The 16,855-nt window shown below is 61.7% G+C and carries 18 protein-coding genes; 7 read left to right on the forward strand and 11 right to left on the reverse strand.

The features are described 5' to 3' along the window. Nucleotide 1: 1 nt before the first annotated feature. Nucleotides 2-739 carry a transglutaminase family protein gene (locus HEQ17_RS07650; RefSeq protein WP_296292184.1) on the forward strand — a complete coding sequence of 246 codons (738 nt, stop codon included), beginning with the start codon at nucleotides 2-4 and terminating at the stop codon, nucleotides 737-739. On the opposite strand, the gene xerD is transcribed toward HEQ17_RS07650, so the two are convergent. Continuing rightward, entirely contained in the window at nucleotides 740-1,648 is a 909-nt protein-coding gene (xerD, locus tag HEQ17_RS07655; protein ID WP_296292185.1) for a site-specific tyrosine recombinase XerD, read from the reverse strand. A 9-nt stretch (nucleotides 1,649-1,657) separates the two neighbouring features. Next, on the reverse strand, nucleotides 1,658-2,632 hold the full coding sequence (locus tag HEQ17_RS07660) for a tripartite tricarboxylate transporter substrate binding protein BugE (RefSeq protein WP_296292186.1): 975 nt from the start codon (nucleotides 2,630-2,632) through the stop codon (nucleotides 1,658-1,660). Between the two features lie 149 nt (nucleotides 2,633-2,781). On the opposite strand from HEQ17_RS07660, the gene HEQ17_RS07665 reads away from it, so the two are divergent. Further along, nucleotides 2,782-3,690 (forward strand): AEC family transporter, encoded by a 909-nt coding sequence (locus HEQ17_RS07665; RefSeq protein ID WP_296292187.1) that lies wholly within the window; start codon nucleotides 2,782-2,784, stop codon nucleotides 3,688-3,690. Between the two features lie 37 nt (nucleotides 3,691-3,727). Here HEQ17_RS07665 and queG read toward each other — a convergent pair whose 3' ends face one another. After that, on the reverse strand, nucleotides 3,728-4,792 hold the full coding sequence (gene queG / locus HEQ17_RS07670; RefSeq protein ID WP_296293701.1) for a tRNA epoxyqueuosine(34) reductase QueG: 1,065 nt from the start codon (nucleotides 4,790-4,792) through the stop codon (nucleotides 3,728-3,730). Nucleotides 4,793-4,795: 3 nt separating this feature from the next. On the opposite strand from queG, the gene tsaE reads away from it, so the two are divergent. Next, nucleotides 4,796-5,365 (forward strand): tRNA (adenosine(37)-N6)-threonylcarbamoyltransferase complex ATPase subunit type 1 TsaE, encoded by a 570-nt coding sequence (gene tsaE / locus HEQ17_RS07675; protein ID WP_296292188.1) that lies wholly within the window; start codon nucleotides 4,796-4,798, stop codon nucleotides 5,363-5,365. Next, entirely contained in the window at nucleotides 5,355-6,761 is a 1,407-nt protein-coding gene (locus tag HEQ17_RS07680; RefSeq protein WP_296292189.1) for an N-acetylmuramoyl-L-alanine amidase, read from the forward strand. Before tsaE ends, HEQ17_RS07680 begins: the two co-directional genes overlap by 11 nt. A 15-nt stretch (nucleotides 6,762-6,776) precedes the next feature. Here the strand turns inward: HEQ17_RS07680 and HEQ17_RS07685 are convergent, their stop codons facing one another. Then, nucleotides 6,777-7,415, reverse strand: a complete 639-nt coding sequence (locus HEQ17_RS07685; protein ID WP_296292190.1) for a DedA family protein — start codon at nucleotides 7,413-7,415, stop codon at nucleotides 6,777-6,779. Between the two features lie 52 nt (nucleotides 7,416-7,467). Here HEQ17_RS07685 and mutL point away from each other — a divergent pair, with 52 nt between their 5' ends. Genes mutL through miaA form a run of 3 tightly spaced genes read left to right on the forward strand, consistent with a single transcriptional unit; the run spans nucleotide 7,468 to nucleotide 11,680 of the window. Further along, complete coding sequence (mutL, locus tag HEQ17_RS07690; protein WP_296292191.1) at nucleotides 7,468-9,483, forward strand: DNA mismatch repair endonuclease MutL; 2,016 nt, start codon at nucleotides 7,468-7,470, stop codon at nucleotides 9,481-9,483. Further along, entirely contained in the window at nucleotides 9,483-10,709 is a 1,227-nt protein-coding gene (locus HEQ17_RS07695) for a multidrug effflux MFS transporter (RefSeq protein ID WP_296292192.1), read from the forward strand. The genes mutL and HEQ17_RS07695 overlap by 1 nt, the downstream gene beginning before the upstream one ends. A gap of 11 nt (nucleotides 10,710-10,720) precedes the next feature. Then, a complete protein-coding gene (gene miaA / locus HEQ17_RS07700) occupies nucleotides 10,721-11,680 on the forward strand; it encodes a tRNA (adenosine(37)-N6)-dimethylallyltransferase MiaA (RefSeq protein ID WP_296292193.1) in 960 nt (319 codons plus the stop codon). On the opposite strand, the gene arfB is transcribed toward miaA, so the two are convergent. The 7 genes from arfB to nuoN form a co-directional block, all read right to left on the reverse strand. Beyond that, on the reverse strand, nucleotides 11,677-12,084 hold the full coding sequence (arfB, locus tag HEQ17_RS07705; RefSeq protein ID WP_296292194.1) for an alternative ribosome rescue aminoacyl-tRNA hydrolase ArfB: 408 nt from the start codon (nucleotides 12,082-12,084) through the stop codon (nucleotides 11,677-11,679). The genes miaA and arfB overlap by 4 nt on opposite strands. Further along, nucleotides 12,081-13,358 (reverse strand): type II toxin-antitoxin system HipA family toxin, encoded by a 1,278-nt coding sequence (locus HEQ17_RS07710; protein ID WP_296292195.1) that lies wholly within the window; start codon nucleotides 13,356-13,358, stop codon nucleotides 12,081-12,083. Before HEQ17_RS07710 ends, arfB begins: the two co-directional genes overlap by 4 nt. Further along, nucleotides 13,348-13,686 carry a helix-turn-helix transcriptional regulator gene (locus HEQ17_RS07715; RefSeq protein WP_296292196.1) on the reverse strand — a complete coding sequence of 113 codons (339 nt, stop codon included), beginning with the start codon at nucleotides 13,684-13,686 and terminating at the stop codon, nucleotides 13,348-13,350. The genes HEQ17_RS07710 and HEQ17_RS07715 overlap by 11 nt, the downstream gene beginning before the upstream one ends. 197 nt (nucleotides 13,687-13,883) lie before the next feature. Then, nucleotides 13,884-14,417, reverse strand: coding sequence for a DUF1178 family protein (locus HEQ17_RS07720; RefSeq protein ID WP_296292197.1), 534 nt, complete (start codon nucleotides 14,415-14,417; stop codon nucleotides 13,884-13,886). Between the two features lie 9 nt (nucleotides 14,418-14,426). Next, nucleotides 14,427-15,011: an NUDIX hydrolase gene (locus HEQ17_RS07725; RefSeq protein ID WP_296292198.1), complete on the reverse strand. Its 585-nt coding sequence runs from the start codon at nucleotides 15,009-15,011 to the stop codon at nucleotides 14,427-14,429. A gap of 28 nt (nucleotides 15,012-15,039) precedes the next feature. Then, the gene (locus tag HEQ17_RS07730) at nucleotides 15,040-15,342 is read right to left on the reverse strand and encodes a DUF2818 family protein (RefSeq protein WP_296292199.1); all 303 of its coding nucleotides are present in this window, start codon (nucleotides 15,340-15,342) and stop codon (nucleotides 15,040-15,042) included. Nucleotides 15,343-15,360: 18 nt separating this feature from the next. Further along, nucleotides 15,361-16,848 carry an NADH-quinone oxidoreductase subunit NuoN gene (nuoN, locus tag HEQ17_RS07735; RefSeq protein WP_296292200.1) on the reverse strand — a complete coding sequence of 496 codons (1,488 nt, stop codon included), beginning with the start codon at nucleotides 16,846-16,848 and terminating at the stop codon, nucleotides 15,361-15,363. Between the last annotated feature and the right edge of the window lie 7 nt (nucleotides 16,849-16,855).

Consider the following 16,855-nt stretch of genomic DNA (forward strand, 5'->3'; position numbering starts at 1 on the left):
GATGCTTTTTTCCAACCACCGCGCCTACTGGGCCCTGACTCGGCCACACGATGGCCTGATGGTGCGCGCCTACAGCGAAATCGAAACCACTTGCGTGCCACCGGCCACTGCCAGCCAAAGCTGGGAATCGGTGCGCGACCATTTCCGCTACCGAGGGGGCAGAGCTGGCGATGTGCACAGCCGATTCGTGTTCGGTTCGCACCACGCACCTGTACACGAAGCATTCCTGGCCTATGCCCAAAAGAGCTTCAGCCCCGGTCGCCCGCTCATGCCAGCGGCGCAAGAACTCACCGCGCGCATGTACAGCGACTTTCTATACGAAAGCGCCAGCACCGACATCAACACCCCTGCCCTGCAGGCGCTGCAAGCGCGACGCGGTGTGTGCCAGGACTTCGCGCACATCTTGTTGGCTTGTTTGCGTTCTATGGGCCTGGCGGCGCGCTACGTCAGCGGCTACCTGCTGACCGAACCGCCTCCGGGCCAAGCCCGACTGCTGGGCAGCGACGCATCCCACGCCTGGGCCTCGGTCTACCTGCCCGAATTGGCCGGCCACCCCTGCCAGGGCTGGCTCGACCTGGACCCCACCAACAACCGCACAGGCCTGGCCAGCCCGGGCCAGGACTATGCGCAACTGGCCGTAGGTCGCGACTTTGCCGACGTATCGCCGCTGCGCGGGGTATTGCAAGGGGGCGGCGCGCACACGCTGGAGGTAGCGGTCACGGTGACGCCACTGGCGTGATCATCCCCTGGGGTGATGCTGGGCATGAAGCGTCTTGAGCCGCTCACGCGCCACGTGGGTGTAGATGGTGGTGGTCGAGATATCGGCGTGCCCCAACAGCATTTGCACTGCCCGCAAATCAGCCCCGTGGTTCAGCAAGTGCGTGGCAAAGGCGTGGCGCAAGGTGTGCGGTGACAGCGGCGCGGTGATGCCCGCCTCGATCGCGTAGCGCTTGACCAAATTCCAAAACATGACGCGCGACATGCCTGTGCCGGGCTTGGGGCCGCTGGTGGTGATGAACAGGTCTTCGGTTTGCCGCTGGTCCAGCATGGCGGGCCTGGCCTGCGCCATGTAACGCTGCAGCCATTCTCGGGCTTCTTCGCCAAAAGGGACCAAGCGCTCCTTGCTGCCTTTGCCCATGATGCGCAGCACGCCTTCATTCAAGGACACATGCAGCGTTTTGAGGCCGACCAACTCGCTCACCCGCAAGCCGCTGGCGTACATCAGTTCCAGCATGGCGCGGTCTCGCAAACCCCGATGGGTGCCCACATCCGGCGCACACAACAAAGCATCCACTTGGGCCTCGCCCAGCGTCTTTGGCACACGCAGCGCTTGCTTGGCCGCCAACATGCGCAAGGTGGGGTCTACCGCCAACAGGCGCTCACGCAATGCCCAACGGAAGAAACGCTTGAACACAGTGAGCCTGCGGTTGGCCGAAGTGGCCTTGGTCTGGCCATGGCGCTCGGCAAAGTAAGCCTGCAGGTGGTGTTCTTGGGTATCCTCGAGTGCCAACTTGTGCGTTGAATCAAGCCAGTTGGCATAGAGGAAAAGATCTTGGCGGTAAGCCGCCAAGGTGTTGGCGGCCAGTCCGTCCTCCAACCAGAGAGCCTCGGCAAAGCTGTCGATCGCCTTCTGGCTGGTCTCAAGCATGGACTGTGATCAGTCGAGCTTGAGTTTTTGCTGGTCAACCACCTTTTTGTAGACCTCGAACTCGGCCTTGATCTGGGCCGTGAACTCTTCAGGCGTGTTGGCCACCACCAAAGAGCCGGTGTCGTTGATGCGCTTGGTCACACCTGGATCTTGCAAGGCCCTCTTCACGCCAGCGCTGATTTTGTCGACCACTTCCTTGGGCAAATTCTTGGGACCCAAGATGCCGTAGTAAGCCATGCGGTTGACCGGCTCCAAACCCACTTCTTTGAAGGTGGGCACGTTGGGCAACTGTGTCAGGCGCTGGGGCGCAGCGACCACGATGGGCACCAAACGGCCGGATTGGATGAACGGCAAAGCCGAAGGCAGGTTGTCAAAAATGATCGGCACTTGGCCTGCCACGGTGTCGTTCAGGGCTGGGCCCGCGCCGCGGTAGGGGATGTGGGTGATGAACGCGCCGGTCAGGCTCTTCCACAACTCGGTTTGCAGGTGACCAATGCCGCCTGTGCCCGACGAGGCGTAAGAGTACTTGCCGGGGTTTTTACGGACTTCGGCCAAAAAGCCTGCGTAATCCTTGGCCGGAAAACTGGGGTGCACCGCAATCACGTTGGGCGTGGCCGCAATGTTGATGATGGGGGTGAAGTCGGTCAGGACGTTGTACGGAATCTTGGGGTTGATCGCAGGGTTGGCGGCCGTGGTCGACACCGTGGCCATGCCCAAGTTGTAGCCATCGGGTGCAGCGCGGGCGGTTTCAGTCGCACCCACCACACCACCGCCACCGGCTTTGTTTTCAACGATGACGCTTTGACCCAAAACTTTGCCTAAAGGCTCGGCAATCACGCGGGCCACGATGTCGGTCGTGCCGCCGGGTGCAAACGGCACTTGCAAGCGGATGGTTTTGTTGGGATAGGCCTGAGCCCAAACACTGCCGCTGGCCAAGACGGTCGCGGCTAAGCCGGCCACGGATACAAAAGAAAGACGCTTCATGCAAAAAACTCCTGAAAAAGGGGTCCATCATAGGGACAAACAGAGTATGCCGAAGTGAGGGAAACCCACAATACCAGCAAAAAACAACCTCTGAACCCGGGTGTCAGGGCCTAGTGCTGGCCCGGTGCAGGATTTGTTATCCTAGCCGAGTGAACTTTGCAGAACTTCTCTTTCCTGATTTTTCCTTGATCTTGTGCGGCTATTTGATTTGCCGCTTCACGGCCCTGAACCGTTCGGTGTGGCAACAAGTCGACAGCTTGGTTTATTTTTTCTTGTTTCCGGTCCTGCTGTTTCACTCGATTGTGAAAAGTCCCCTCGATGTGGTGGCCGCCTCCAGCCTGATCGGCGCGGGCTTGAGCTTGGCGGCATGCAGCATTTTGTTGTCTTACACCCTGCCCTATTGGCCCTTCATTGGCCCCCGTTTGGACCGGCGCGACCACGCCGCCAGCGCCCAAGTGGCCTTCCGATTCAACTCCTTCATTGGCATAGCGCTGGCCGAGCGCTTGGCAGGCCCCCAGGGCTTGTTGCTGATTGCCGTGCTGATTGGTTTTTGCGTGCCCTTGTTCAACATCGGGGCCGTCTGGCCCATGGCGCGCCAGGCCAACACCGGCTTTGTGCGTGAGCTGGTGCGCAACCCGCTGATCATCGCCACGGCCTCTGGCTTGGTGGCCAATTTGCTGGGCTTTCGGTTGCCCACTTGGATAGAGCCCAGCGTCAGCCGCATTGGCTCGGCGTCTTTGGCGCTGGGCTTGATGGCCGCCGGTGCCGGCATGCAGCTGGATTCTTTGCGACAAGGCAAGTTGTTGGGCAGCTCGGTGCTGTTGATCAAACACCTGATCACGCCCTTGCTGGCGCTGGGCATGTGCATGCTGTTCAAGCTTGATGCCGTCCAGTCCACCATCTTGCTGGCTTTTTCGGCGCTGCCCACGGCGTCCACCTGTTATGTGTTGGCTGCGCGCATGGGCTACAACGGGCCCTATGTCGCGGGTTTGGTCACCCTCTCCACGCTGTGCGGCATGCTGAGCCTGCCTTTTGCATTGGGCGTGCTGCGCGGTTAAAAACGCCTGCTCTCTCGGCTCCCTGAGGCTTTTGGCCTCATGCTCTTGCCAAAGACCAAGCCACTTGCTCTTGCACCACCGGATCAGGGTGCGTCGCATGTGCCTGCAGGGCCTGCCGCAAGGCCAAACGGTCAGCCGCACTGATGCGGCCCGAAGCTAGGGCATTGCCCGCCCCCAGCGCCAGGTTTCGCAACCACCGGGCGTGACCGATGCGCCGAATGGCACTGCCCGCAGTACGGCGCAAAAACTCAACCTCATCCCATCCCAGCAGTGTTGCGATGCCCCAGCCCGCCAAACCCTCGCGGGTTTGCCAGTCGGGCACGGTGCTGGGCTGGGCAAATTTGTTCCAGGGGCACGCCAGTTGGCAGTCGTCGCAGCCGTAAATCCGGTTGCCAATCTGGGGGCGCAGCGCCTCGTCGATCGGGCCGGCGTGTTCGATCGTGAGGTAAGAAATGCAACGCCGTGCATCCAATTTGTAAGGCCCCACGATGGCCTGCGTGGGGCACAGGTCCATGCAGGCGGTGCACTGGCCGCAATGCGCCGATGTGGCAGGTGTCTCAGGCAGGGCAAAGTCGATAAACAACTCACCCAGAAAAAACATCGACCCGGCCTCGCGTGAGAGAACCAGGGTGTGTTTGCCGCGCCAACCAAGGCCGCTGCGACTTGCCAACTCGGCCTCAAGGAGCGGTGCCGAATCGGTGAACACGCGGTGCCCGAAGGGACCCGTCGCCTCCGCGATGCGGTCCTGCAGCTTTTGAAGCCGACTGCGCAAGACCTTGTGGTAATCACGGCCACGGGCATAGACCGACACCACGGCCTCCCCGGCGTGCAGGCTGCGAGCGAACTCCCGGCGCAGCCAGTCGGAGGGGGTGTTCTCGGGCAAGTAATCCATGCGGACGGTGATGACACGCACCGTGCCCGGCACCAACTCGGCGGGTCGGGCCCGTTTGAGACCGTGCTTGACCATGTAATCCATGCTGCCGTGAAAACCGGCTTCCAGCCAAGCCAATAATCCAGGCTCTGCCGAGGACAAATCGATGCCGCTCACGCCAATTTGGGACAATCCAAGCTCACGCGCCCAGACTTGGATCTGGGACCACAGTTCATGAAGGTCGATTTGAGTACGTTGAGCAGTCACCCGCCGATTGTAGGAAGCCCCAACACGACGCTGGCATGGGAAGGGCTGTGGCCGGACGAATCCGCCACCCAGGCTTTTGCCCAGTCACTGGCCAGCCAGCTTCAGAAGTGGACGGGCGGGCGCGATGCCCGCATTGAATTGCGGGGCAATCTGGGTACAGGCAAGACCACCCTGGTGCGCCACCTGTTGCGTGCGGCCGGGGTGCAAGGGCGCATCAAAAGCCCGACCTATGCCGTGGTCGAGCCCCACCAAGTGGGCTCGGGCGAGGCCGCCTGGCCCATTTGGCATTTCGACTTTTACCGGTTCAACGACCCGCAAGAGTGGGAAGATGCCGGTTTTCGCGACATCTTTGCAGGCCCCGGACTCAAGCTTATGGAATGGCCCGACAAGGTAGCCGGGCAATTGCCTTGCGCCGATTGGTACATCACACTTGCGGCCATGGACGAACACAGCCGCCACGTGCACATCTGCGCCGGAACACCGCAAGGACTGAGTTGGTTACAAGCCTGGATCGGGAGTGCCCAAGATGAAAACTGACCGCCGCCGTCTGCTCAAGGCGGGGTTTTTGGCGCTGAATCTGAGGGCAACACAACTGGCCCGGGGGGCCACCATGTTGGCCGTGCGCATTTGGCCTGCCCCCGATTACAGCCGGGTCACGCTGGAATCAGACACCCCGCTCAAAACCACACAAACCTTTGTCGCCACCCCTCCCCGCTTGGCAGTGGACATTGAAGGCATGCAATTGAACGCGGCCATGCGTGAGCTGGTCGGCAAAGTGCAAGCTTCCGACCCCAACATCGCAGGCATTCGGGTGGGCCAATACAACGCCAACGTGGTGCGCATCGTGATCGACCTCAAGCAGCCAATCACGCCCCAGGTTTTCAGCCTGCAACCAGTTGCCGCTTACGCGCACCGGCTGGTGCTCGACCTCTACCCGCTACAGGCCATTGACCCGCTGGAACAGTTGATCCAGCAACGCATGGCGTCAACAGCGTCTCAGCCAGCTCCGGGGCTTGGGGGCCCATCAGCTCAGGTCAACGACCCTTTGGGCGAACTGATGGCCCGACACAACCAATCCGCTGCTGGAGCGCAAAAGTCTGTGCCCCCGCCGCCCGCAGCTTCCACGCGACGACAGGACATGCTGCCTGCGCCCGACACGTTCATCGACTCCCCTGGGCGAGCCCACAGGTCTTTGCCGCCAGAGCGGACCGATCGCCTGATCGTGGTCGCATTGGACCCCGGCCACGGCGGAGAAGATCCGGGTGCCATTGGACCTGGCGGCACGCGTGAAAAAGATGTGGTGCTCAACATCGCCAAAATGCTGCGCGACCGCATCAATGCCAGCAGCGTCAACGGCAACCCCATGCGCGCTTACCTGACACGGGAAGCCGATTTTTTTGTCCCCTTGCATCTACGGGTACAAAAAGCCCGGCGTGTCCAGGCCGACCTGTTTGTCAGCATCCATGCCGACGCCTTTTTCACCCCCCAAGCGCGTGGTGCCAGCGTCTATGCCCTTAGCCAGGGCGCAGCCAGTAGTGCCGCCGCCCGCTGGATGGCCCAAAAGGAAAACAAGGCCGATTTGATCGGCGGCATGAACCTCAATGGTCAGGACAACCAACTTCAGCGAGCTTTGCTGGACATGAGCACAGCTGCGCAAATCAAGGACAGCTTGCAATTGGGGGGGAGTTTGCTGCGCGAAATCGGCAGCGTGGGCCGGCTGCACAAGCCTCGGGTGGAACAAGCGGGTTTTGCCGTTCTCAAAGCCCCAGACATGCCCAGCGTGCTGGTTGAGACCGCCTTCATCAGCAACCCCGAAGAAGAAGAAAAGCTGCGCAGCGAGGCCTACCAAAAGCAACTGACCGAAGCCTTGATGCGGGGCATCCAGCAGTACTTTGCGCGCAATCCGCCACTGGCTCGGCACCGGGGCATCTAGCCCCAGACGGGCAGATCAAGACGCCTGACGCGCCTTCCAGGCCCCGAATACGGCGATCAGGCCCGGCACAATGATCAGCGCCCAAATGATCTTGCTCAGGTGCTCTTGCACGATGGGCAGATTGCCAAACAGGTAACCCACCGACAGCAGGCCCACCACCCAGATCACCGCCCCCACCACATTGAAGTAGGTGAATTTGCTGCGCGTCATCTCGGCCACGCCCGCCACAAAGGGCACAAAGGTGCGCACAAACGGCATGAAGCGCGCCAGGATGATGGTGATGCCGCCATATTTCTCGTAAAACGCGTGGGCTTGGTCAAAACCCCGGCGACTGAAAAACCGCGACTCCTCCCATTGGAAAACCCGGGGGCCAAAGTAGCGCCCTATCGTGTAATTCATCTGGTCACCCAATATCGCTGCAGCCAACAACAAACCCATGACCAAAGGCAAACTCATCAAGCCTGCACCACACATGGCTCCCACGATGAAGAGCAAGGAGTCGCCAGGCAAAAAAGGCATGATGACCACACCCGTTTCGACAAAAATGATGAGGAACAACAGGGCGTAAACCCAAGCCCCGTGTTGGGCGACAAAGGCCTCCAGATAGCGGTCTACATGGAGAATGAAATCGATTAGTTGCTGCAAGATGTCCATGCGCCGATTATCACCGGACTCACCCAGTCACCAGACACCCTAAAATCTGTGCGTGACCCACCAACAGACCCCGACCCCCGCGCGCCGCCCCATCCGCGAACTCCCCGATGAACTGATCAGCCAGATCGCCGCTGGCGAGGTGGTGGAGCGCCCTGCCTCGGTGGTGCGCGAGTTGGTGGACAACGCCATGGACGCGGGCGCACAAAGCATCACGCTGCGCCTGATGAGTGGCGGAACGCGGCTGATTTCGGTCGAGGACGACGGTGGTGGCATCGCCCCGGACGAGCTGGCCACCGCCCTGAAACGCCACGCCACCAGCAAGATCGGTAACCTGGACGACCTCGAATCGGTCATGACCCTGGGCTTTCGGGGCGAAGCCCTGGCTGCCATCAATTCGGTGTCCGAGTTCACGCTGCTCTCGCGCATGGACGGCCAGCCCACCGCCTTTGCACTGGACGGCCGCACGGGCGAGATCCGCCCAGCCGCTCGCGCTGTGGGCACCACGGTGGAGGTGAAGGAGTTGTTTTTTTCGACCCCGGCGCGCCGCAAATTTTTGAAAAGCGACAGCACCGAGCTGGCGCATTGCATTGAAGCGGTGCGCCGCCACGCCCTGGCCCGCCCAGATGTGGGCTTTGCCATCTGGCACGAGGGCAAGCTGGTGGAGCAGTGGCGGGTGCACCCTGGCGCGGCAGGCCTGGCGCAGCGCCTGGCCGATGTGCTGGGCGAAGAGTTTGTGGCCCAGTCCATCCCCATTGAATACCACGCCGGGCCGCTCAAAGTGATGGGCCGCGCCGGTTTGCCCGACGCCGCGCGCTCACGCCCCGACCACCAGTTTGCTTATGTGAACGGCCGTTTTGTGCGCGACAAAGTGGTCATGCACGGTGCCCGCAGCGCCTACGAAGACGTGCTGCACGGCCACAAACAACCGGCTTACGCGCTGTTCATGCAAATCGACCCCACCCTGGTGGACGTGAACGTGCACCCGACCAAGATTGAGGTGCGCTTTCGCGACAGCCGCGCGGTGCACCAGGCCGTGCGGCATGCGCTTGAAAACGCGCTGGCCGCACCGCGCTCGCATAACCTGAGCGATGCGCCTGCCCTACCTGCCAGCGACTTCGACCTGAAGGCCCCCGCCGCCAAAGCCCTGCCCGAATCGGCCGCCTGGCAGCAAGGCGGCATGGCTTTCGAGCGCCCTGGCCCTTCGACTTTTTCGGGCCCCGGCTACAAACCGGCGGATTTTGTGCGCCCCCGTGTGGATGGCGAACAAGCCATGTCCGACCTGAAGGCGCTGTGGAACCCACCTGAGCGCAGCGAGGACCCGAGCGATCAAAGGCGCAACGAAGACCTGAGCGTTCAAGAACGCAACGCGCCCAATTGGCTTCAGGAGGCCCCCAAAGAAACAGCGCCCGGCCCGGCGGGTGCAATGCCCCGCCCCACAAGCCCCTTGGCCGCCCCCGCCCCCCTGCCCGATGGCGACTGGCCGCTGGGCCGCGCCATCGCGCAACTGCAAGGCGTCTACATCCTGGCCGAAAACAAGCAAGGCCTGGTGGTGGTGGACATGCACGCGGCGCACGAGCGCATCGTGTACGAACGCCTCAAAAACCAACTCAACACCACGGAAGCCTCGCGCATCACCAGCCAGCCTCTCTTGATCCCCGCCACCTTTGCTGCCACCCCCAACGAAGTGGCCACCGCCGAAGCCTGCGCCGAGGTACTGGACCAGTTGGGGCTGGAAATCTCACCCCTGTCGGCCAAAACCCTGGCCGTGCGCGCCGTGCCCACCAGCTTGGCGCAAGGCGACGCGGTGGAACTGGCGCGCAGCGTGTTGGCCGAGTTGGCCCAGCACGACGCCAGCACCGTGGTGCAACGCGCCCAAAATGAAATTTTGGCCACCATGGCCTGCCACGGCGCGGTGCGTGCCAACCGCCGCCTGACGCTCGATGAAATGAACGGCTTGCTGCGCCAGATGGAAGACACCGAACGCTCTGACCAATGCAACCACGGTCGTCCCACTTGGCGGCAGATGCCGATGCGCGATCTGGACGCCCTGTTCCTGCGGGGACGCTGATGCACCCCCAACTCATCGTGCTGTTGCTGGCTCTGCTGCTGGGCCTGCAACCTGTCACCACCGACCTGTATCTGCCCGCGCTGCCCGCCATCACCGAAAGCTTTGGGGCGAGCATGGGCCAGGCCCAATTGACGCTCTCAGCCTTGCTGCTGGCGTTTGGCCTGTCGCAACTGGTTTGGGGGCCGCTGTCTGACCGATTCGGCCGAAGGCCCATCTTGCTGTGGGGCATGGCCGCTTACGTGCTGGCTTCGATGGCCTGTGCGCTGGCCCCCAACATGGCCTGGCTGATTGCAGGACGCGCCTTGCAAGGCGTGGCCATGGGCGCAGGCGTCATGGCTGCTCGCGCCGTGGTGCGCGACTTGTACCCCCCGGCGCAAGGGCTGCACATCATGTCGAAAGCACTCACCGGACTGGGCCTCATCGCCTGCACCTGCGCGCCCATTGGCGGCGTACTGACCGACTGGCTAGGCTGGCGTGTGTCCTTGCTTGGTTTGGCCATGTTCGGGGCCCTCACCTTCGTCCTGCTGTTGTGGCGCTTTGAAGAAACCCTGGTGCGACCCAACCCCCACGCCCTGCAGTTGCGCCACCTGTGGCTGGCCAACCGTGACATCCTGCGTCACCCCACGTTCCGAGCCTGGTGCGCACTGTCTTCGGGCTCTTACCTTGGCCTGTTCACCTTTTTGGCTTCTTCGGCCTTTGTATTCACACGCAGCATGGCCTACAGCACCACGGCCTATGGTTTATTCATGCTCAGCATGTCCCTAGCCTATATTGCGGGTACCTTCTGGTGCCGCTGGATGTTGCGCCGCACCAGCGTGCAACGCACAGTGGGCATTGCTGCCATCCTCACCCTGGCAGGTGGGGTCAGTATGGCAGCGCTGGCCCATGCCGGTCAGGGCCAAGCCTGGTACGGCGCGTCCTGCGTGCTGGGCCCCACTTACCTGTTCATGCTGGGCCACGGCGTGCACCAGCCCTGTGGGCAAAGCGGAGCTGTTGCACCGTTTCCGCAACGGGCGGGCACGGCCTCGGCGCTGAACGGTTTCTTGATGATGTTGGGCGCTTTCTTGATGGGGGGCTGGCTGGGTACACAAATGGACGATCCGGTCATGGCACTGGCACACGGCCTGCTGCTGTGGAGCGTGTTCATCAGTGTTGTCGCCTGGACCTTGGTGCAACGCCACGGTCGTCCCTTGTCCATGGCCACCCCCGACAAGGCCCCGAAATGAGAGGCTCCGGCTTGAGCACCTCCAAGCAACGCCCGGTAGATGCCATCGCCCTGGTCGGCCCCACCGCCAGCGGTAAAACCGCAGTGGCACTGGCCTTGACCCAAGCCCTGCAGCCCCAAGGCGGCGCAGAAATCATCAGCGTCGACTCGGCCCTGGTTTACCGGGGCATGGACATCGGCACCGCCAAACCCAGCCGCGAAGAACTGGCCGCCGTGCCACACCACCTGATCGACACACTGGACCCGCTGCACAGCTACAGCGCGGCCGAGTTCGCAAAAGACGCCACCCGACTGATCCGCGACATCCGTGCACGCGGCAAAACCCCGCTCTTGGTGGGCGGCACCATGCTGTATTTGAAGGCATTGCTGGAAGGCCTGAACGACATCCCTGCAGCAGACCCACAGGTGCGCGCCCAAATTCACCAACAAGCCGAGCAGTTGGGCTGGCCCGCCCTGCACGCGCAACTGGCCCAGGTGGACCCGCAGACGGCCGCGCGCCTGGCGCCAGGCGACAGCCAACGCATTGGCCGCGCCTTGGAAGTCTGGACTGCCACAGGCCAAAGCCTCACCTCGTTCCACCAAAGCACCAAGGCCAACGTCCCCGACTGGCACATCCCCGTCATCAGCCTGGAGCCGCTGGACCGCGCTTGGCTGCACCAGCGCATCGCTTTGCGCTTTGAACACATGATGGCTGCCGGCTTCATGGACGAAGTGCGGCAACTCAAGGCACGCGGCGACCTGCACGCTGACCTGCCCTCGATGCGCTGCGTGGGTTATCGCCAGGCCTGGGAAGGGCTGGACGCGGGCTGGACAGAAGCCGAGATTCTGGCGCGCAGCATCTTCGCCACCCGCCAACTGGCCAAGCGCCAGATCACCTGGCTGCGCAGCATGCCGCAGCGGCGGGTGGTGCAGGCCGATGCACCGGATGCACTGGCGCAAGTGCTGCGGCGCGTTGAGACAGCCCCGTCTTAATCATGGGCGTCTTTACGCCGACCGCTTTTGATTTTGGACTGAATCGATTTGCCTTCCAGCCGTCTTTGCACCGAGCCATATGTGGGTTTCGTCGCCTTGCGGTCTTTGGGGGGCTTGGCGTACAGGTCCAGCGTTTCATACAGCCGTGCCCAGGCATCCACCCGGTTGGCCTCTTGTGTGCGGTGTCGCTGGGCCTTGAGGATGAACACGCCCTCCAAAGTCAGACGGCTGTCACCCGACTGCAACCAGCGCTGTTTGACGTCGTCCGGCAAGGACGAGCCCGCCACGTCAAATCGCAGCTGGATGGCGCTGGAGACCTTGTTGACGTTTTGCCCACCCGGGCCTTGCGCCCGGATGGCGCTCAGCTCGACCTCGGCGTCGTCGATGTGAAGGGCGTGCTTCATGGAACACGCACTCCGCCGGGCGCCTGTTGAAAGGCAAACGGGTTGAGGAATTGGCGACGCCAGAACAGCTGGCGATCCACTTCGCTCAAGCCCGCCTCATCGCAAGTGGCTTCCCATTCGCGCTCGATCACCGTCACCTGTTGGTTGACGATGGCAATGGCGTCTTCGCGCCCCAGCAAAAAAACTGGCGCGGCTGCGATGCAGCTGGCCACTTGGCTGGCGCGGTCAGCACCTTGGATCAACATGGCTTGTGAGGCTTGCTGGCCCGAGCGCGATTGGGGGCAGATGTCATAGGCGGGCGTTAGCGTTAGTTGGCGACCATCCCAAAAGGCCGCGTGGTTGCGAGCGTGGTCGTCGGTGTTGCCACACAAAACATTGAAGACGATGCGCGAAAACAGTTCGCGCAAAGTGGCTTTGGCATGGGTGAATCGGTGGCGAATGATCTCGGCCAGTTTTTCGTAGCTGGCATAAGCAGCCATCATTTCATCCAGCTCAAACAGCGTGAGCGCAGACACCATGGCACGACGCCGCCATTGCCCCTGGTGCCGAGTTCGGTCAAAGCGCTCGATCAAAAGCACGTCTTTCCCCAGCGCTTGGCGCAGCTGTACCGGGGCCACGTTCAAGCCCACCTTGTGGGCCAATCGCATGGCGATGAACTCGGCCTTGACCACGCTGTAGAGGTCATTGCTGGCCGAAAATTTGGCGATGAATTTGCGCTCCCCATCAGCCATCAACACCTTTGGCCGAGCGCCACCTAGGGATGTGCCGTGCAGCAAGGCTTGGTCCAAACCGGGAGCCAGTGGCAGGCCTCGGTCGACTTTTTCTGCCGCAGTTTGCAAGGCTGCCAAAGAAGCCTCTTGGGCTTGCCGCGCCACATAGCGCAGCGGCGAGACCTGAAAATCCATGGCCCCCACCCTGTCCGAGCCAGATGCGAGCAAATACGTCAACTCGTTCAACTCGAATCCGTCTGACCCTGGCCCTTTGACGCCCAACTGCTGGTTGGTCAACACACGGCGGCCCCAGGCATCGGGTGAGGCATCACGGATGTAACTGGGCATGGTCAAGCCCGGCAGCAAGGGCAAGGGTCCGGCACGCAAAGGCAACTCGGGTGCATACAGTGCCATGGCATCTGGGCGGTCCAAGTAACTGCGGCCGTAATTGAAAACAAAGCGCGCCCCTTGCCGCGTCAAGACACCGGCCACCACGGGCTCGCTGGCCTCGGGCAACCAGACCCAGACATAGGCCTCGGTGGAGAAGGTGGGCTCAGAAGTCATCGTTCACCACCTGCTTGCCAGACCGGATGGCCTTGGGCATCAAGGCCATTTTTTCCTGTTGCCTGCCCAATTGCTGGGTCAGCAAACGGGCGTCCGACTCGAACAAAGGCACGCCACAGATCGTGGCCACTTCAAACACGGCACCGATGGAGCAGCCCGGGTCACCACGCTCAATGCGTTGCAGCAAGCTGCGGGAGATACCTGCGCGCGCCGCTAAATCGGTGGTGGTGAGGTCCCTGCTCAGGCGCGCTTCGCGCACAAGTTGCCCCAACAGCGACAGGGCATCCAGGCTGTACTGCGAACAAGGGCGGGTGATGGGCTTGGCCATGGCGGGTGTCGTGAAGAACCGTTTTAGAGCGGTCTAAAAGCGCATTGTTTCAAGTGCGCCGCACAAAGTCAAATTTTATTTGATTCATAAATGAGTCACATAGCCTTTTATGCATCATCAATGAGCCAATACATGGCGCGAACCCAGATGGGGCATCAGTCCAGCGCTCGGCGCTCAGCCCAATGATGCAGCGGCCTTTATTGCAGCGGCCCCTTGAGGTTTTCTGGCAAGGGCAAGGCCATGACCTCGATGCCTTCGTCAATCAGGGCCTCGGTTTCTTCGCGCGTGGCTTGGCCGCGGATGTTACGCACATCGCGCTCGCCGTAATGGATCTTGCGGGCTTCTTCGGCAAATTGCGTTCCCACATCTTCGGTGTTGGCCATGACGTGGCGCACCATGTTCATCATGGCCGACTGCATCTGCTGCAAGGCATCGGGCAGCATGTCAGGCAGGGCTGGTGCAGCAGGTGGGGCGTCGGCAGCGGAGGATTGCGAGCCACCCGCAGCGCTGCCCGCGCCCGCAGGCTCAGCGCCCTGGCCCAGCGCCACTTTGGGGGCTGGGCCGTGGCCCAGATTCAAGCGCGGTGCCGACAGCATTTTGGTGATCTCGCTGTCGTTGCACACGGGGCAGGTCACCAGGCCCCGTTCGCGCTGAGCGTCGTAGTCGTCTTGAGAGCCAAACCAGCCTTCAAAGCTGTGACCCAAGCGGCATTGCAGGTCGAGGACTTTCATGGCGTCGATTCAGGCGACGGTTTGCCAATGCAAGGGCCACTGGCCCGATTGCACGTTTTGCAACCACAGCAAGCCCGTCAAAGTCTTGGCATCGGTCAAGCGGCCTTGCTGGCAAGCGGCCATCAGCTCGGCGGGGCTGGCAGTGAACACATCCAAGAATTCGTCTGTGTCCAGTCGGCGCTCTCCCAAGCTCAGCTCTTTGGCAAACCAGATCTCGATCACCTCGGTTGAATAGGCGATGACCGGGTGCAACACCCCGGCACGTGCCCACTGGTGCGCGGTGTAGCCGGTTTCTTCTTGCAGCTCACGTTGGGCGCACAACCAGGGGTCTTCGCCGGGGTCGAGCTTGCCAGCCGGAAACTCGGTCATGACCTGCCCCACAGGGTAACGAAATTGCCGCTCCATCACCAAGCGCAGACCGTCGGGCGTGTCGAGCATGGGAATCACCATGACGGCGCCGGGGTGCACCACGTATTCGCGGGTTGACAGGTTCTGATTGGGCAAGCGCACAGTGTCGCGAAAAGCGTGCAGGAAACGCCCGCGCAAGAGCTCTTCTTGGAGGACCCGGTGCTCGATCAGGTGGTCGTCAGACATTCAAACCAGTGTGAGGGCAGTGCCGCGCTCAGTGTTTGCGGTGCAACAGGTAGCGGTAAACAAAACCCGGAAACGCCAGCGTGGTGAACATGGTGCCGGTCACCGCATAAAACTCCCAGCCCTGCGGCGCGATTTGCCCGGCATGGTTTTCCAGGGCCAGGCCCACACCACCCACCACAAAGTACAAAACCACCAGCTCCATCAAGCGCCAGAGCAAAGGCTTGGACAGACGCTGAGGGCCCATCAGCAGGATGCGCTGGTTGAAAAACGGCACGTTGGCGGCAAGCATTGCCAGCAGGATCAACAAACCAATTTGGGTGGACGTGCTCATGGTGCAGTGTTCAAAGCATCAGACCGTGAGCATACGCACAATCGAATCGGCGCACAAAGCCATGAGTGCACCGGGGAAAATGCCCAACAACAAGACCAGCAGGCCATTGGTGGACAAGACCAGGCGCACGTCGAGGGTGGCCGAGACGGTGGTGGCGGTGACGGGTTCGTCAAAGTACATGACCTTGACCACGCGCAGGTAATAGAAAGCACCGATCAGCGACATGATGACCGCGAAGATGGCCAAGCCCATGTAGAAAGCCTGACCGGAGGCCACCAGCGACTGCAGCACCGACAGCTTGGCATAAAAGCCCACCATCGGCGGAATGCCCGCCATCGAGAACAAGCCAATCGCCATGACACCCGCGTACAAGGGGCTGCGCTGGTTCAGGCCTGCCAGGTCGGTGATCTCTTCGCTCTCAAAGCCTTGGCGGGCCAGCAACATGATCACGCCGAACGCGGCCAAGGTGGTCAACACATAAGAGACCATGTAGAACATGGCCGAGCTGTAGGCGTTGGCCGCCAAGGTGGTCTCGCCATTGATCACGCCCGCCACAAATCCCAGCAGCACAAAACCCATTTGCGAGATGGTCGAATAGGCCAGCATGCGTTTGAGGTTGGTCTGGGCGATGGCCGCCAAGTTACCAATGAGCAAGGAGCCAATGGCCAGCAGCGACAGCATTTGCTGCCAGTCAAACGCCAGCGGCAGCATGCCTTCCACCAGCAAGCGCACCAAAATGGCAAACGCGGCCAGCTTGGGCGCGCCACCGATCATCAAGGTCGCCGCAGTTGGGGCACCTTGATACACGTCGGGAATCCACATGTGGAAAGGCACGGCGCCGATCTTGAACGCCAGACCCGCCACAATGAAGACCAGGCCAAACACCAGCACCTGGTGGTTCACCTGACCCGAAGCAATGGCTTTGAGCACCGCAGACAGATCCAGGCTGCCGGTGGCGCCATACATCATGGACATGCCGTACAGCAAGAAGCCCGAAGCCATGGCCCCCAGCACAAAGTACTTCATGGCCGCTTCACTCGCTTGCGCGTGGTCGCGGCGCAGGGCCACGAGCGCATAGCTCGACAGGGTCAGCAGCTCCAAGCCCAAATAGATCACGATGAAGTTCTGGCCCGAGATCATCATGCTCATGCCCAGCAAGGCAAACAGGCTGAGGCTGAAAATCTCCCCGCCGCGCAGCATGTCGCGGTCAGCGGCATAGGGGCGCGAGTACACCAAAGTCACCATCACCGCGATGGTGGCAAAGCACTTGAGCCAGTGGCCCATCGGGTCGCTGACCACCATGCGGCCAAAGCCGTAAAGCGTCTGCCCGGCATCGGCGTAGATGGCGTGCAACAAGGCCACGCCGCCCAGAGACGCCAGCGTCAGCACATAGGTGGCCGTGCGCTTGGGGCTTTTCACGTAGAGGTCGGCCAGCGTCACCACGCAGGCCATGACCAGCAACACGATCTCCGGATACATCGTCATCCAGCTGGAGTTGTCCATCATCTGTGTT

The organism is Limnohabitans sp. (genome assembly GCF_023910625.1).
Classification (GTDB): domain Bacteria; phylum Pseudomonadota; class Gammaproteobacteria; order Burkholderiales; family Burkholderiaceae_C; genus Limnohabitans_A.

Bases quoted from the DNA above. Each gene is read 5' to 3' on its own strand.
- HEQ17_RS07725 (WP_296292198.1), bottom strand. From the start codon at position 15,011: ATGTCTGACGACCACCTGATCGAGCACCGGGTCCTCCAAGAAGAGCTC.
- tsaE (WP_296292188.1), top strand. From the start codon at position 4,796: ATGAAGGTCGATTTGAGTACGTTGAGCAGTCACCCGCCGATTGTAGGA.
- nuoN (WP_296292200.1), bottom strand. From the start codon at position 16,848: ATGATGGACAACTCCAGCTGGATGACGATGTATCCGGAGATCGTGTTG.
- xerD (WP_296292185.1), bottom strand. From the start codon at position 1,648: ATGCTTGAGACCAGCCAGAAGGCGATCGACAGCTTTGCCGAGGCTCTC.
- HEQ17_RS07710 (WP_296292195.1), bottom strand. From the start codon at position 13,358: ATGACTTCTGAGCCCACCTTCTCCACCGAGGCCTATGTCTGGGTCTGG.
- HEQ17_RS07650 (WP_296292184.1), top strand. From the start codon at position 2: ATGCTTTTTTCCAACCACCGCGCCTACTGGGCCCTGACTCGGCCACAC.
- HEQ17_RS07685 (WP_296292190.1), bottom strand. From the start codon at position 7,415: ATGGACATCTTGCAGCAACTAATCGATTTCATTCTCCATGTAGACCGC.
- HEQ17_RS07680 (WP_296292189.1), top strand. From the start codon at position 5,355: ATGAAAACTGACCGCCGCCGTCTGCTCAAGGCGGGGTTTTTGGCGCTG.
- HEQ17_RS07715 (WP_296292196.1), bottom strand. From the start codon at position 13,686: ATGGCCAAGCCCATCACCCGCCCTTGTTCGCAGTACAGCCTGGATGCC.
- arfB (WP_296292194.1), bottom strand. From the start codon at position 12,084: ATGAAGCACGCCCTTCACATCGACGACGCCGAGGTCGAGCTGAGCGCC.
- HEQ17_RS07730 (WP_296292199.1), bottom strand. From the start codon at position 15,342: ATGAGCACGTCCACCCAAATTGGTTTGTTGATCCTGCTGGCAATGCTT.
- HEQ17_RS07695 (WP_296292192.1), top strand. From the start codon at position 9,483: ATGCACCCCCAACTCATCGTGCTGTTGCTGGCTCTGCTGCTGGGCCTG.
- HEQ17_RS07720 (WP_296292197.1), bottom strand. From the start codon at position 14,417: ATGAAAGTCCTCGACCTGCAATGCCGCTTGGGTCACAGCTTTGAAGGC.
- HEQ17_RS07660 (WP_296292186.1), bottom strand. From the start codon at position 2,632: ATGAAGCGTCTTTCTTTTGTATCCGTGGCCGGCTTAGCCGCGACCGTC.